Consider the following 14,634-nt stretch of genomic DNA (forward strand, 5'->3'; position numbering starts at 1 on the left):
GCTCAGGGCAGCGCCTTGTCGGCTTCGGTGGTGAAGGCGTCGGCGAAGAACTCTTCTTCGGGCAGGCCGGCCAGCGCCACATAGTCGCGCTTGGCCGAATCGACCACGATCGGCGCGCCGCAGGCATACACCTGGTGGCCCGACAGGTCCGTGAAGTCTTCCAGCACCGCCTGGTGGACGAAGCCCGTGCGGCCGGTCCAGTTGTCTTCCGGCGTGGCGTTCGACACCACGGGCACGTAGCGCAGGTTCGGCATCTCGGCCAGCTGCTCGCGCACCCACGCGTCCATGTACAGGTCTTCGGGACGGCGTCCACCCCAGTACACCGTGGCGGGCCGCTCGATGCCCTTGAACTTCATGTGCTCGAGCAGTGCCTTGATCGGCGCGAAGCCCGTGCCCGAGGCCAGCAGGATCATCGGCTTGTCGGAGTCCTCGCGCAGGAAGAAGCTGCCGAACGGGCCTTCGATGCGCAGGATTTCCTTTTCCTTCATCGCGCCGAAGACGTGGTCGGTGAACTTGCCGCCCGGCAGGTGCCGCAGGTGCAGTTCGAGGCCCGTGCCCGGCACGGCCACCGTGTGCGGTGCGTTGGCCATCGAGTAGCTGCGGCGCGCGCCGTCGCGCAATATGAATTCGACGTACTGGCCCGCATAGAACTGCAGCGGCTCGCCGGCCGGCAGCTGCAGGCGCAGCAGAATCACGTCGTGCGACTGGCGCGTGAGCGCCATCACGCGCACCGGCATCTTGCGGATCGGCAGCGCGCCGGCCTCGGTGACCTGGCGCGACTCCAGCACCACGTCGCTCGTCGGGTGGGCGCAGCAGGTCAGCACGTAGCCGGCCAGTTGCTCTTCGGCGCTCAGCGCCTTGCTCTGGTGCGGGCCGAGCGTGACCTCGCCCGACAGCTTCTTGCACTTGCAGGAGCCGCAGGCGCCGTCCTTGCAGCCGTAGGGGAGGCCGATGCCCTGGCGGATGCCCGCTGCGAGGATCGTTTCGTCGCCCTGGACCACGAAATGGCGCCCGCTGGGTTCGACGGTGATGGAAAAGCCCGCTTCGTGCGGCGCTGTAGCAGTCATCGGTATTCTTCGGGGGTGAACTTTCCCGGCTGCGTGCGGCCGGGACAACTGAAAAGAGACAGGAACCCGGATTTTGCCTTCAATCAATAGCCCCTCCGGCGCACTGCCGGCCCGGTTCCGGCGCGAGCGCCTGCTGATCGTCGGCTGCGGCGACATCGGCCAGCGCGTGGCGCGCGACCTGCGCGGGCGCATGCAGCTGGTCGCGCTCACGTCCTCGGCCGACCGTGTCGCGGCGCTGCGCGCGGCCGGCATCCGGCCTTTGGTGGGCAACCTGGACGACAGCGCCACCCTGCGCCGGCTGGCAGGCATCGCCACCCGCGTGCTGCACCTGGCGCCGCCCGCGCGCGACGGCGGGGCCGCCTGGTGGCGCGACCAGCGCACCGTGTCGCTGATGCAGGCGCTGCGGCTGCGCTCGCTGCCCTCGTCGCTCGCCTACGGCTCGACCAGCGGCGTGTACGGCGACTGCGGCGGCGCCCGCGTGAACGAAACGCGCGGCGTGCGGCCCGACACCCCGCGCTCGCACCGGCGCGTCGATGCCGAGCGCGCCGTGCGCTGGTTCGGTCGCAGCACGGGTGTGCGCACCAGCATCCTGCGCATTCCGGGCATCTACGCGCCCGACCGCGAGAACGGCACCCCGCGCGCCCGCCTGGAGCGCGGCACGCCGGTGCTGCGCCGCGAGGACGACGTCTACACCAGCCACATCCACGCCGACGACCTCGCGCGCGCCTGCATGGCGGCGCTGTTCCGCGGCAAGCCCCAGCGCGTGGTGCATGCGTCGGACGACACCGAGCTGCGCATGGGCGACTACTTCGACCTGGCCGCCGACCTCTACGGCATGCCCCGTCCGCCGCGCGTGGCGCGCGACGAGGCGCAGCGGCAACTGCCGGTGCAACTGCTGAGCTTCATGGGCGAATCGCGCCGGCTTGACAACAAGCGGCTCAAGCGCGAACTGCGCGTGCGGCTCGCGCACCCGACGGTGCATACCGGCTTGCAGCCTGCAGAAGCCTGAAAGGAGGCCACCCGTGAGCAAACAGAGCGTCCGCATCCCCGACGGCCATCCGACCTTCGGCTCGACCGCCGTCTTCGACACCTTCAAGTACGCGCCCGGCGTCAAGGCCGGCGGCCTGCTGTTCGTGGCGGGGCAGGTCGGCCTGCGCGCCGACGGCAGCGTGCCCGAGAGCGCCTCGGAGCAGGCCGACTGGGCCTTCCGGCGGCTGGGCGTCGTGCTCGAAAGCGCGGGGCTCGGTTTCGCCGACCTGGTGGAGATCGTGAGCTACCACGTTGACGTCGGCAGCGAACTCGCAGGCTTTCGCGAAGTGAAGGACCGCTACATCACCGAAGATTTCCCGGCGTGGACGATCCTCGGCGTGGCGGCGCTGGCGCGGCCGACGCTGCGGGTGGAGATTCGTGCGGTGGCGGCGTTGAAGACCGCGCAGGCGGGCTGACGGAGGCGGGTACCCGGGGTCGGCATCGCAGACCGGGCCGAGCGTACGATGGCAGGACGGGTGCCAGATCGAACCCGTCGAAGCGAATGAAACGTATGCCAAAAACAATTGAAACGTTGCTTGCCGATCAAGGCGCGCAGGCGGTCCTCGCCTACTTGAATGCGCGTGTGCCGCATCGGTACACCGGGATCTACAAGATCCGCTCCGACCTGGTCACGAGCCTCTATCTGCATGACAAGCAAGGCGAGCTGATCCCCGAGAACATTGCCATCGTTCCCTTCGAAGCGAGCATCTGCCCCTTCGTGTTGCGGGACGGATGGTTCCGGACCGATGACTCGAGTGCGGACGAGCGCTTTGCAACGCATCCCGGGCGGGACTACACCATCAGCTACCACGGCGTTCCGTTGTTGAACCCCGCAGGCGCGGTCGCCGGCACCTTGTGCCACTTCAACTTCACGGCCGTGCCGCTGCCGGACGACGAGTTCGAGCTGCTTCACCGGGCTGCTTTGTCGCTCCAGGTGAAGCTCGCCGGCGTTCTTGGCTAGGGCGGGCGCTGCCGGCCCGAGAGGGCTCGAAGCAAAGAAAAACCCGCTGCGCCGATGAAGCGAGCGGGTTTCTTGATGGGGGGTGAGACGGCGTCGTCTCATGGTGCCCGGGGCCGGAATCGAACCGGCACACCTTTCGGTGGGGGATTTTGAGTCCCCTGCGTCTACCAATTTCACCACCCGGGCACATCCGGAAGGAAGCCCAAAATTATGGCACAGTGGCTGGCATGAATTATCCGACGATCGAAGACGCCATCGGCAAGACCCCCCTGGTTGCCCTGCAACGCATCCACGCCGCGGAAAACGCCAAGCGCGGCAACGTGATTCTGGGCAAGCTCGAAGGCAACAATCCGGCGGGTTCGGTGAAGGACCGGCCGGCGCTGTCGATGATCAAGCGGGCCGAGGAACGCGGTGAAATCAAGCCCGGCGACACGCTGATCGAGGCCACCTCGGGCAACACCGGCATCGCGCTGGCGATGGCCGCGGCCATCAAGGGCTACCGCATGGTGCTGATCATGCCGGAGGACCTCTCCGTGGAGCGCGCCCAGACCATGAAGGCCTTCGGCGCCGAACTCGTGCTCACGCCCAAGAGCGGCGGCATGGAATACGCGCGCGACCTGGCCGAGCAGATGGTTGGCCAAGGCAAGGGCCGCGTGCTCGACCAGTTCGCCAACCCCGACAACCCGCGCATCCACTACGAGACCACCGGCCCCGAGATCTGGACCGACACGCAAGGCAAGATCACCCACTTCGTGAGCGCCATGGGCACCACGGGCACCATCACCGGTGTTTCGCGCTACCTGAAGGAAAAGAACCCGGCGGTGCGCATCGTCGGTGCGCAGCCGGCCGAAGGCTCGCGCATTCCGGGCATCCGCAAGTGGCCCACTGAATACCTGCCGAAGATCTACGACCCGAGCTGCGTCGACGAAGAAATCAGCGTGACCCAGGACGACGCCGAGGAAATGTGCCGGCGCCTCGCGCGCGAAGAGGGCATCTTCGGCGGCATCTCGGCGGCCGGCGCCCTGTGGGCGGCCATCGAGGTGTCGAAGAAGGTCGAGAACGCCACCATCGTCTTCGTGGTCTGCGACCGCGGCGACCGCTACCTGTCGACGGGCGTTTTCCCCGCCTGATTCCGTCATCCTGCTGCGGCGCCTTCATCGGGCGCCGCAAGCCTTGAGAAAAAGAACAGAGACTTCCCCATGCCCCACCCCAAGTTTTGCCAGGCCTGCGCCACCCCGCTCGAATGGATCGCGCTCATGGAAGACGGCGGTCCCAAGGAGCGCCTGCGCTGCCCCAATTGCGGCCACACGCATTGGAACAACCCCACGCCCGTGCTCGCGGCCATCGTCGAGTACCGAGGCCAGGTGCTGCTGGCGCGCAACGCGGCCTGGCCGGGCAAGATGTTTGCGCTCATCACCGGCTTCATGGAAGCCGGCGAGACGCCCGAGGAGGGCATCGCACGCGAGGTCAAGGAAGAAACCAACCTCGACGTGAGCGCGACGAAGCTCGTCGGCGCCTACGACTTCCAGCGCATGAACCAGATCATCATCGCGTACCACGTGGTGGCCGACGGCGAGGTGAAGCTCTCGCCCGAGCTGGTGGACTACCGCCTCTACGACCTGCCCGACCTGCGGTGCTGGCCCGCCGGCACCGGCTATGCGCTGGCCGACTGGCTGCGCACGCGCGGCCACGAGCCCGTGTTCTTCACCGCTGCGGAAAACGAAGAGCGTCGCCGCGGCCTGAACCTGCCGCCGGAGCCTGGCAATGCAAGTTGACCGCGAAATCGACACGCGCGGCCTCAACTGCCCGCTGCCGATCCTGAAGGCGAAAAAATCGCTCAACGACATGGCGAGCGGCCAGCTGCTGAAGGTGGTGTCGACCGACCCGGGCTCGGTGCGCGACTTCCAGGCTTTTGCGCGCCAGACGGGCAACGAGCTGATGGCGCAGGAGACCGTGGGCAGCGACTTCATCCATGTGCTGAAGCGGCGCTAGCGTCAGCGACCGACAAAAGGAAAGGGGCCTCGCGGCCCCTTTTCGTTGGTGCTTCTGAGCGCTCTCAGAGCTTCAGGCTCTTGAGGTATTCGCGGAACTGCTCGCCCACTTCGGGGTGCGCCAGCGCCAGTTCCACCGAAGCCTGCAGGAAGCCTTCCTTGCTGCCGCAGTCGTAGCGGACGCCCTTGTACGCATAGGCGTAGACCGATTCCTTCTTCATCAGCGCGGCGATGCCGTCGGTGAGCTGGATCTCGCCACCCGCGCCCTTGGGCTGGTTGCGGATCTCGTCGAACACGCCGGGCGTGAGGATGTAGCGGCCGGCCACGCCCAGGCGCGAGGGCGCGTCTTCGGGCTTGGGCTTCTCGACCATGCGGTTGACCTTCACGAGGCCCTCTTCCACGGTCTCGCCGGCCACGATGCCGTAGCGCTTGACGTGTTCGAGCGGCACTTCCTGCACGGCCAGCACCGAGGCGCCCAGGCGTGCGAAGGCTTCGGTCATCTGTGCCAGCACCGGCAGGCCACCAGCAGGGCCGACCATCAGGTCGTCGGCCAGCAGCACGGCGAAGGGCTCGTTGCCCACCAAGTGTTCGGCGCACAGCACCGCGTGGCCCAGGCCCAGCATGCGCGGCTGGCGCACGTACGAGCAGGTCATGTCGTCGGGCGACACCGAGCGGGCGATTTCGAGCAGCGCGTGCTTGCCGCTGGCTTCGAGCTGGCTTTCGAGCTCGTAGGCGGTGTCGTAGTGGTCTTCGATCGCACGCTTGTTGCGCCCGGTCACAAAAATCATGTCGCGGATGCCCGCGGCATAGGCTTCTTCGACGGCGTACTGGATCAGCGGCTTGTCGACGACCGGCAGCATTTCCTTCGGCTGCGCCTTGGTGGCGGGCAGAAAGCGGGTGCCGAAGCCTGCAACAGGGAATACGGCCTTGCGGATGCGTGTCGGGGAAGAAGTGGACATGGGCGGTTCAGTGTCGTTTCAAAGAGGAAAAGAGAGGGTTGGGAGAGGATGCAGCGCGAAGCCTGCAACCGCATCCTAAGCCCCCACTCCGGCCTCGTCTGTCAGCCGAGGCGTACAAGCTGGTCGCGCAGGCGCTCCAGCGTGGCGGTGAAATCGGCCAGGCGCGTGCGCTCCTGTTCGATCACGGCGGGCGGCGCCTTGGCCACGAAGGCCTCGTTGCCGAGCTTGCCGTGCACCTTGGCGATCTCGCCCTCGATGCGTGCAATTTCCTTGCCGATGCGCAGCTTCTCGGCCGCCTTGTCGATCTCCATGTGCAGGCACAGGCGCGTGGCACCCACGACAGCCACGGGCGCTGCTTCGGCGGCAGCCTGCCACGAGGCTTCGTCGTCGAACACCTTCACTTCCTTGAGCTTGGCCAGCGCCTGCAGCACCGGGGCCGCGTCGCGCAGGAAGGCCGCGCCTTCGGCGTCGTCGGCCACCGCGTACAGCGGCAGGCGCGTCGCGGGCGACACGTTCATCTCGCCGCGCAGCGTGCGGCAGGCGTCGACCAGCGCCTTCAGGCGCGCCACGTGCGCCTCGGCGGCTTCGTCGATCTTCTCGGGCTGGCTCTGCGGATAGGCCGCGATCATGATCGATGCGCCTTCACGGCCCGCGACCTTCGAGACCTTCTGCCAGAGTTCTTCGGTGATGAACGGAATGATCGGGTGTGCCAGGCGCAGCAGCGCCTCGAGCACGCGGATCAGCGTGCGGCGGGTGGCGCGCTTTTGCGCGTCGTCGCCGGTCTGGATCTGCACCTTGGCAATTTCGAGGTACCAGTCGCAGAACTCGTCCCAGGCGAACTGGTAGATCGCGTTGGCCACGTTGTCCAGGCGGTATTCCTCGAAGCCCTTGGCCACTTCGGCTTCGACGCGCTGCAGCTGCGAGACGATCCAGAAATCAGCGCGGCTGAACTTCAGGTAGCCGTGGGCCTTGCCGCCGACCTTGCAGTCTTCCTTGGTGTGTTCGAGCAGGCCGCAGTCCTGGCCTTCGCAGTTCATCAGCACGAAGCGCGTGGCGTTCCACAGCTTGTTGCAGAAGTTGCGATAGCCCTCGCAGCGCTTCGAGTCGAAGTTGATGCTGCGGCCGAGCGAAGCCAGCGAGGCAAAGGTGAAGCGCAGCGCATCGGCGCCGAAGGCCGGAATGCCGTCCGGGAATTCCTTCTGCGTGTTCTTGCGCACCGCCGGTGCGGTCTCGGGCTTGCGCAGGCCCTGCGTGCGCTTGTCGAGCAGCTGGGGCAACTCGATGCCGTCGATCAAATCGACCGGGTCGAGCACGTTGCCTTCCGACTTGCTCATCTTCTTGCCCTGCGCGTCGCGCACCAGGCCGTGGATGTACACGTCCTTGAACGGCACCGTGCCCATGAAGTGCTTGGTCATCATGATCATCCGGGCGACCCAGAAGAAGATGATGTCGTAGCCCGTCACGAGCACGGTCGAGGGCAGGTACAGCGCCAGGTCCTGCGTCTTCTCGGGCCAGCCCAGCGACGAGAAGGGCACCAGCGCCGACGAATACCAGGTGTCGAGCACGTCTTCGTCGCGGGTCAGCGTCTTGCCCGGTGCCTTGGCCTGCGCCTCGGCTTCGGTCTCGGCCACGTACACCGTGCCGTCTTCGTCGTACCAGGCGGGAATCTGGTGGCCCCACCAGAGCTGGCGCGAGATCGTCCAGTCCTGGATGTTCTCCATCCAGTGGTTGTAGGTGTTGACCCAGTTCTCGGGCACGAAGCGCACCTCGCCCGACTTCACCACGTCGATGGCCTTCTGTGCGATCGATTGGCCGTCGGCGCCGGGGCGCGTCATGGCCACGTACCACTGGTCGGTGAGCATGGGCTCGACGATGGCGCCTGTCCGCGCGCAACGCGGCACCATCAGCTTGTGCTTCTTCGTCTCAATCAGCAGGCCAAGGTCATCAAGGTCGGCAACGACTAATTTGCGGGCCAAGAAGCGATCAAGCCCCCGATACTTCGTGGGAATTGCTTGCTGTGCGATGACTACCGCCGAGTCGGCACCCAATACGACTGTGGACTTCCCGGCAGCGAACTGGCGTTGCGTTTCTTGCATTCCACCGGCGTCCGCCATAGGTGCCGGAATGATGCAGGCTTCGGCATTCAAGATCGGAACAATCGGCAGGTTGTGCCGTAGACCCACTGCATAGTCGTTGTGGTCGTGTGCAGGTGTGACCTTCACCACGCCGGTTCCGAATTCCTTGTCGACGTAGTCGTCGGCAATGATCGGGATCAGCCGGTTCACCAGCGGTAGTTTCACGCGCTGGCCGATCAGGTGCTTGTAGCGTTCGTCTTCGGGGTGGACCATCACGGCCGTGTCGCCGAGCATGGTCTCGGGGCGCGTGGTGGCCACCGTGAGCGTGCCGCTGCCGTCTTCGAGCGGATAGGCGATGTGCCAGAGCGAGCCGTCTTCTTCTTCGCTCTCGACTTCAAGGTCGCTCACTGCGGTTTTGAGCGTCGGGTCCCAGTTCACGAGGCGCTTGCCGCGGTAGATCAGGCCTTCTTCATAGAGCTTCACGAAGGTGTGCGTGACCACCTTGGACAGGTCGTCGTCCATCGTGAAGTATTCGCGGCTCCAGTCGACCGTGTCGCCCATGCGGCGCATCTGCTCGGTGATGGTGCTGCCCGACTTTTCCTTCCACTCCCACACGCGCGCCACGAAGTTCTTGCGGCCCAGGTCGTGGCGGCTGACCTTCTGCTCCTGCAGCTGGCGCTCCACCACGATCTGGGTGGCGATGCCCGCGTGGTCGGTGCCCGGCACCCACAGCGTGTTGGCGCCCTTCATGCGGTGGTAGCGCGTGAGGCTGTCCATGATCGTCTGGTTGAACGCATGGCCCATGTGCAACGTGCCCGTGACGTTGGGCGGCGGCAGCTGGATCGCGAACGACTCGGCGCCTTCCTTGGGCTGCTGCGTGCCGCGGAAACCCGCCTTGGCGTAGCCGCGCTGCTCCCATTCCGGGCCCCAGTGCGCCTCGATGGCGGCGGGTTCGAACGATTTGGAGAGGCTCTCGAGGCCGGGCTGGGAGGTAGGTTCGCTCATGGGGAATGCAAAACGGCACCCTCGGGTGCCGTTGGTGACAAGGTGGGATTGCCCGGGATTTTACCGGCGCGGCCCGGGGTAACCCCAGCCCCACATAATCGACCGATGCTGTTCCTGCTTTCCCCTGCAAAGTCGCTCGACTACGACACCCCCGTCCCTTCCGAAACCCCCGCCACCCAGCCCCATTTCGAAGCCCCGCGCGGCCCCTCGGCCGAACTCATCAAGCTGCTGCGCGAGAAGTCGCCCCAGGACATCGCCGAACTGATGCACCTGTCGGACAAGCTCTCGGCCCTCAACGTGGCCCGCTACGCCGCCTGGTCGTCCAAGAGCACCGAGAAGAACGCCCGCCAGGCCGCCTTTGCCTTCGATGGCGACGTCTACGGCGGCTTCGACGCCCGCAGCCTCACGCCCGCCCAGCTCGCCTGGGCGCAGGACCACGTCGGCATCCTCAGCGGCCTGTACGGCCTGCTGCGCCCGCTCGACCGCCTGCAGCCCTACCGGCTCGAAATGGGCACTGCGCTGGCCAACCGCCACGGCAAGGACCTGTACGCCTTCTGGGGCTCGCGCATCGCCGAGCATTTGAACGAGCGCCTGGCGGCCGACCGCACGCCGGTCGTCATCAACGTGGCCTCGCAGGAGTACTTCAAGTCGGTCGACCAGAAAGTGCTCAAGGCGCGCGTGGTCGAATGCGTGTTCCAGGAATGGAAGGGCGACAAGTACAAGATCGTGAGCTTCTTCGCCAAGCGCGCCCGCGGCCTGCTGGCGCGCTGGGCCGTGCTGCACCAGGCGGCCACGCCCAAGGCGCTGGAAAAATTCGATCTCGAGGGTTATGGTTTCGACGCAAACGTGTCGACAGCCGAAAGGCTGGTGTTCAGAAGGAAAGTCTGATGTCCCAAGCGATCAGTCCGGAATTGCGCGAATGGCTGGTGGCCCAGCTCGCGGCCGGCCATTCAGTGCCCGCACTGCGCATGTCGATGCGCGAGGCCGGCTGGCACGACTCGGCCACCGACGCGGCACTGGCCCAGCTCGAGGCCGGCTTCCCCCAGGCCGAGGCCGAGGTGGCCCTGGCGCCGACCCGCACCGAGATGCCCGGCCCCGACCTGGACGGCGCGCCGCTGTACATCGAGGCCGGCGACCGCCGCGTGCAGGTGCTGCAGACCGTGCGGCATCCGCGCGTCGTGGTGTTCGGCAACCTGCTGTCGGCCGAGGAATGCGAAGGCCTGATCGCCGCCGCCCGCGTGCGGCTGGCCCGCTCGCTCACCGTCGAGACCCGCACCGGCGGCGAGGTGCTCAACGTCGACCGCACCAGCGACGGCATGTTCTTCGAGCGCGGCGAGAACGAGATCGTCGCGCGCCTCGAACAGCGCCTGGCCATGTTGCTGCGCTGGCCGCTCGAATACGGCGAGGGCCTGCAGATCCTGCGCTACGCGCCCGGCGCGCAGTACCGCCCGCACTACGACTACTTCGACCCGCACGAGCCCGGCACGCCCACCATCCTCAAGCGCGGCGGCCAGCGCGTCGCCACGCTCGTGATGTACCTGCAGGAGCCCGAGCAGGGCGGTGCCACCACCTTCCCCGACATCGGGCTCGAAGTGGCCCCGGTGCGCGGCACCGGTGTGTTCTTCAGCTACGACCGGCCCGACCCCGCCACCCGCACGCTGCACGGCGGCGCGCCGGTGCTGGCGGGCGAGAAATGGGTCGCCACCAAGTGGCTGCGCGAGCGCGAATTCAAGTAGCAGCAAGAAAACAGGGAACCGATGAAAGTCACCGCCAACGGCCTGCAGATCGAAGTCGACGACACCGGCGGCGAAGGCCGCCCCGTCATCCTGCTGATCATGGGGCTGGGCATGCAACTGGTCGCCTGGCCCGACGCGTTCGTGCAGCAGCTGGTCGATGCCGGCTTTCGCGTGGTGCGCCACGACAACCGCGACATCGGCCTGAGCCAGGGCTTCGACCACCTCGGCACCGGCAACCTCGTGTGGGAAACCATCCGTCACCGGATCGGCCTGAAGGTGCGCAGCGCCTACACCCTGCAGGACATGGCGCTCGATTCGCTCGGCGTGCTCGACGCACTGGGCATCGCCCGTGCCCACATCGTCGGCGCCTCGATGGGCGGCATGATCGCGCAGCGCATCGCCGCCACCGCGCCCGAGCGCACCGCCAGCCTCGTGAGCATCATGAGCTCCAGCGGTGCGCGCGGCCTGCCGGGCCCGCGCCGCGAGGTCGGCGCCATGCTCATGCGGCGCCCGCGCAGCCACGAGGAGGCCGCGCTGGTCGCGCACAGCATCAAGCTGCTGCGGCTCATCCAGAGCCCGGCCTACCCGCAGACCGACGAACAACTGGCCGCGCGCCTCACCTTCAGCATGCGCCGCGCCTACCACCCGGCCGGCCTGATGCGCCAGATGCTGGCCATCGGCGCCGACGACGACCGGCCCCAGGTGCTGGCCCGCATCCAGCGACCGACGCTGGTGCTGCACGGCGACGCCGACGCGCTCGTGCCCATCGCCTGCGGGCAGGACACCGCCCGCCGCATCCCCGGCGCGACCTTCACTGCCATACCCGGCATGGGCCACGACCTGCCGCCCGAGGTCTGCACGATCCTCGCCCACCACATCGCTCCGTTCGCACACGCGGCGGATGCCGGAACCGCCCCATGAGCCACGACCCGACCAACCCCAACGCCAACACCCCCGAGCAATCGCAGCTCGGCCGCGCCTCGGCCTACGCCGACAAGTACGACCCGAGCCTGCTGTTCCCCATCGCACGCGCCACGCAGCGCGAGGCCATGGGCATCCAGGCCGGCGCCTTGCCCTTCTTCGGCGCCGACCTCTGGACCGCCTTCGAGCTGAGCTGGCTGAACCCGCGCGGCAAGCCGCAGGTGGCCATCGCGCACTTCACCATTCCGTGCGAAACGCCGAACATCATCGAGAGCAAGTCGTTCAAGCTGTACCTCAACAGCTTCAACAACAGCACCTTCGCCAGCATCGATGCCGTGCGCGAACACCTGCGCACCGACCTCGCCGAAGCCGCATGGCGCGGCAGCGACCAGTCGGCCGGCATCGGCGTGAAACTGCTCACACCCGACCTCTTCGACCGCGAGCCGGTGCACGAGATCGACGGCCTCGACCTCGACCGACTCGACATCGAATGCACCCACTACCAACCCGCGCCCGAGCTGCTGAGCAGCGACACGACGCAGGTGCACGTGAACGAAACCCTCACCAGCCGGCTGCTCAAGAGCAACTGCCTCGTCACCGGCCAGCCCGACTGGGGCAGCGTGCAGATCCGCTACAGCGGCCCGCCCATCGACCAAGCCGGCCTGCTGGCGTACATCGTGAGTTTTCGCAACCACAACGAGTTCCACGAGCCCTGCGCCGAGCGCATGTTCACGGACATCTGGAGCCGCTGCAAGCCGACCAAGCTCGCGGTGTACGCGCGCTACACGCGGCGCGGCGGGCTGGACATCAACCCGTTCCGCACGAGCTGGCCGCAGACGCTGCCGCCGAACATCCGCACGGCGCGGCAGTAAGCAGTCGGCCCTCGCGCCGCCGCTTAAGCCCCTCTTCGGAAACCCCAAACCCGCGCCTGCCTCGCCTGTGGCATTCTGAAATTCCCCCGCGAGCTCGCGGGCGAACGAACATCCGAAGCAGAGGCAAGACACATGGTTGAAGGAAAAGTGATCGTCGTCACCGGCGCTGGCGGCGGCATCGGGCGGGACATTGCACTGGCGATGGCGCGGCATGGCGCGAAGGTAGTGGTCAACGACATCGGCGCGGGGCTCGACGGCGAGGGCGGCAGTGCCGGGCCGGCGCAGCAGGTGGTCGAAGAGATCCGTGCGGCGGGTGGTGAGGCGGTGCCCAACACCGACAGCGTGGCCGATGCCGCGAGCGCGGGGCGCATCGTGGAATGTGCGGTCGACAGCTTCGGGCGCATCGACGCGGTGGTCAACAACGCGGGCATCCTGCGCGACCGGTTCTTTCACAAGATGTCGGTCGACGAGTGGGACGCGGTGATCAAGGTGCACCTGTACGGCGCCTACTTCGTGAGCCGCGCGGCCGCGACGCACTTCAAGGAACAGAACGCGGGTGCGCTGGTGCACATGACCTCCACCTCGGGCCTGATCGGCAACTTCGGCCAGGCCAACTACGCGGCGGCCAAGCTCGGCATCGCGGCGCTGTCGAAGTCCATCGCGCTCGACATGCTCAAGTTCAACGTGCGCTCCAACTGCATCGCGCCCTTCGCCTGGAGCCGCATGATCGGCGCCATTCCGACCGACACCGACGAGCAGCGCGCGCGCGTCGACAAGATCAAGCAGATGACGCCCGCCAAGGTGGCACCGCTCGCGGTGTACCTGGCGAGCGATGCGGCGGCTGCGGTCAACGGGCAGATCTTCTCGGTGCGCAACAACGAGATTTCGCTCATCAGCCAGCCGCGCCCGGTGCGCTCCGTGCACCGCTCCGAAGGCTGGACGCCCGAGAGCATTGCCGAGCACGCCATGCCCGCGATGCGCGCCAGTTTCTTCCCGCTGGACCGCTCGGCCGACGTGTTCAGCTGGGACCCGGTCTGAGGGCATGAGGACAAACCCGCAAGCGGCTGCGGGCGGCGCCGTTCGCCGGACAATGCGCGTTCCTCCCGCTTCCTTCGTGCCCGCCCGGTGAACCTGCACTTCGACCTGTTCGACCTGAAACTGTTCGTCTACGTGGCGGACGCGCGCAGCCTCACGCGCGGCGCCGAGAAGGCCTGCATCTCGCTGGCCGCGGCGTCCACGCGCATCAAGCAGATGGAAGAGGCGGTGGGCGGCAAGCTGCTGCACCGCAGCGCGCAGGGCGTGAGCCTCACGGCGGCGGGGCAGGCGGTGCTGTACCACGCCAAGCGCGTGATGCAGCAGATGGAGCACCTGCGCTGCGACATGCAGGACTTCGGCAAGGGCATCAAGGGCCATGTGCGCGTGTTCGCCAACACCACCTCGATCACCGAGTACCTGCCGCAGAAGCTCGCGGGCTTTCTCACGCAGCACCCGGCCGTGCAGGTCGATCTGCGCGAGTACCTGAGCGAAGAAATCGTGCGCGCCGTGGCCGACGGCGAGGCCGACATCGGCATCCTCGCGGGCGACGTGCATACCGGCGAGTTCGATGCGCGCCCCTTCGGGCGCAATCAGCTCGTGCTGGTGGTGCCGCCCACGCACCCGCTGGCGGGCGCGTCGTCGGTGGCCTTTGCCGACACGCTCGATGAGCAGCACGTGGGCCTGCACCACGGCAGCGCGATCCACCGCTTTCTGCAGCGCCGCGCCGAACTCGCGGGGCGCGGCTTCAACCCGCGCATCCAGGTCAGCAGCTTCGAGGCCATCTGCCTGATGATCGAAGCCGGCGTGGGCGTCGGCGTGCTGCCCTCGTCGTCGGCGCACCGGCTGTCGATGGCCATGCGCATCTCGACCGTGGCGCTCAGCGACGCCTGGGCCGAGCGCGAGCTCAAGCTCATCGCGCGCAACCGCGAGCAGCTGCCGGCTTCCGCGCGCGAGCTGTTCGACCACCTCACCCTGGCCTGAGG

General features: G+C 67.3%; 15 protein-coding genes and 1 tRNA gene. 12 read left to right on the forward strand and 4 right to left on the reverse strand.

Going from position 1 to position 14,634, the window contains the following annotated elements; genetic code table 11:
* Nucleotides 1-2: 2 nt before the first annotated feature.
* On the reverse strand, nucleotides 3-1,067 hold the full coding sequence (locus tag CLU95_RS21420; protein WP_099795452.1) for a CDP-6-deoxy-delta-3,4-glucoseen reductase: 1,065 nt from the start codon (nucleotides 1,065-1,067) through the stop codon (nucleotides 3-5).
* A gap of 73 nt (nucleotides 1,068-1,140) precedes the next feature.
* Between CLU95_RS21420 and CLU95_RS21425 the strand changes: the two genes are divergently transcribed.
* The 3 genes from CLU95_RS21425 to CLU95_RS21435 all read left to right on the forward strand — a co-directional run bounded on the left by CLU95_RS21425 (nucleotide 1,141) and on the right by CLU95_RS21435 (nucleotide 3,057).
* A complete protein-coding gene (locus tag CLU95_RS21425; protein WP_099795453.1) occupies nucleotides 1,141-2,076 on the forward strand; it encodes an NAD-dependent epimerase/dehydratase family protein in 936 nt (311 codons plus the stop codon).
* A 13-nt stretch (nucleotides 2,077-2,089) separates the two neighbouring features.
* Entirely contained in the window at nucleotides 2,090-2,512 is a 423-nt protein-coding gene (locus tag CLU95_RS21430; protein ID WP_099795454.1) for a RidA family protein, read from the forward strand.
* A 95-nt stretch (nucleotides 2,513-2,607) separates the two neighbouring features.
* The gene (locus tag CLU95_RS21435; RefSeq protein WP_099795455.1) at nucleotides 2,608-3,057 is read left to right on the forward strand and encodes a GAF domain-containing protein; all 450 of its coding nucleotides are present in this window, start codon (nucleotides 2,608-2,610) and stop codon (nucleotides 3,055-3,057) included.
* A 101-nt stretch (nucleotides 3,058-3,158) separates the two neighbouring features.
* Here the strand turns inward: CLU95_RS21435 and CLU95_RS21440 are convergent.
* Nucleotides 3,159-3,243: transfer RNA gene (locus CLU95_RS21440), tRNA-Leu, on the reverse strand.
* A gap of 41 nt (nucleotides 3,244-3,284) precedes the next feature.
* Here CLU95_RS21440 and cysM point away from each other — a divergent pair.
* The 3 genes from cysM to CLU95_RS21455 all read left to right on the forward strand — a co-directional run bounded on the left by cysM (nucleotide 3,285) and on the right by CLU95_RS21455 (nucleotide 5,049).
* Nucleotides 3,285-4,187 carry a cysteine synthase CysM gene (gene cysM, locus CLU95_RS21445; protein ID WP_099795456.1) on the forward strand — a complete coding sequence of 301 codons (903 nt, stop codon included), beginning with the start codon at nucleotides 3,285-3,287 and terminating at the stop codon, nucleotides 4,185-4,187.
* 69 nt (nucleotides 4,188-4,256) lie between these two features.
* Complete coding sequence (locus CLU95_RS21450; protein ID WP_099795457.1) at nucleotides 4,257-4,832, forward strand: NUDIX domain-containing protein; 576 nt, start codon at nucleotides 4,257-4,259, stop codon at nucleotides 4,830-4,832.
* Nucleotides 4,822-5,049, forward strand: coding sequence for a sulfurtransferase TusA family protein (locus CLU95_RS21455; protein WP_099795458.1), 228 nt, complete (start codon nucleotides 4,822-4,824; stop codon nucleotides 5,047-5,049). The genes CLU95_RS21450 and CLU95_RS21455 overlap by 11 nt, the downstream gene beginning before the upstream one ends.
* A gap of 64 nt (nucleotides 5,050-5,113) precedes the next feature.
* Here CLU95_RS21455 and galU read toward each other — a convergent pair whose 3' ends face one another.
* Both galU and CLU95_RS21465 read right to left on the reverse strand, forming a co-directional pair.
* A complete protein-coding gene (gene galU, locus CLU95_RS21460; protein ID WP_099795459.1) occupies nucleotides 5,114-6,007 on the reverse strand; it encodes a UTP--glucose-1-phosphate uridylyltransferase GalU in 894 nt (297 codons plus the stop codon).
* Nucleotides 6,008-6,108: 101 nt separating this feature from the next.
* Nucleotides 6,109-9,087, reverse strand: coding sequence for a valine--tRNA ligase (locus tag CLU95_RS21465; protein WP_099795460.1), 2,979 nt, complete (start codon nucleotides 9,085-9,087; stop codon nucleotides 6,109-6,111).
* A 105-nt stretch (nucleotides 9,088-9,192) separates the two neighbouring features.
* Here CLU95_RS21465 and yaaA point away from each other — a divergent pair, with 105 nt between their 5' ends.
* The 6 genes from yaaA (at nucleotide 9,193) to CLU95_RS21495 (ending at nucleotide 14,632) form a co-directional block, all read left to right on the forward strand.
* Complete coding sequence (gene yaaA / locus CLU95_RS21470; RefSeq protein ID WP_099795461.1) at nucleotides 9,193-9,975, forward strand: peroxide stress protein YaaA; 783 nt, start codon at nucleotides 9,193-9,195, stop codon at nucleotides 9,973-9,975.
* Nucleotides 9,975-10,823 carry a 2OG-Fe(II) oxygenase gene (locus CLU95_RS21475; RefSeq protein WP_099795462.1) on the forward strand — a complete coding sequence of 283 codons (849 nt, stop codon included), beginning with the start codon at nucleotides 9,975-9,977 and terminating at the stop codon, nucleotides 10,821-10,823. Before yaaA ends, CLU95_RS21475 begins: the two co-directional genes overlap by 1 nt.
* Before the next feature lie 21 nt (nucleotides 10,824-10,844).
* A complete protein-coding gene (locus tag CLU95_RS21480; RefSeq protein WP_099795463.1) occupies nucleotides 10,845-11,744 on the forward strand; it encodes an alpha/beta fold hydrolase in 900 nt (299 codons plus the stop codon).
* On the forward strand, nucleotides 11,741-12,616 hold the full coding sequence (gene queF / locus CLU95_RS21485; RefSeq protein ID WP_099795464.1) for an NADPH-dependent 7-cyano-7-deazaguanine reductase QueF: 876 nt from the start codon (nucleotides 11,741-11,743) through the stop codon (nucleotides 12,614-12,616). Before CLU95_RS21480 ends, queF begins: the two co-directional genes overlap by 4 nt.
* Before the next feature lie 132 nt (nucleotides 12,617-12,748).
* Nucleotides 12,749-13,654, forward strand: coding sequence for an SDR family NAD(P)-dependent oxidoreductase (locus CLU95_RS21490; protein WP_099795465.1), 906 nt, complete (start codon nucleotides 12,749-12,751; stop codon nucleotides 13,652-13,654).
* Between the two features lie 87 nt (nucleotides 13,655-13,741).
* On the forward strand, nucleotides 13,742-14,632 hold the full coding sequence (locus tag CLU95_RS21495) for a LysR substrate-binding domain-containing protein (RefSeq protein WP_095746534.1): 891 nt from the start codon (nucleotides 13,742-13,744) through the stop codon (nucleotides 14,630-14,632).
* The last annotated feature ends 2 nt before the right edge of the window (nucleotides 14,633-14,634 follow it).

Origin of the sequence: Variovorax sp. 54 (assembly GCF_002754375.1) — a bacterium.
GTDB lineage: Bacteria > Pseudomonadota > Gammaproteobacteria > Burkholderiales > Burkholderiaceae_C > Variovorax.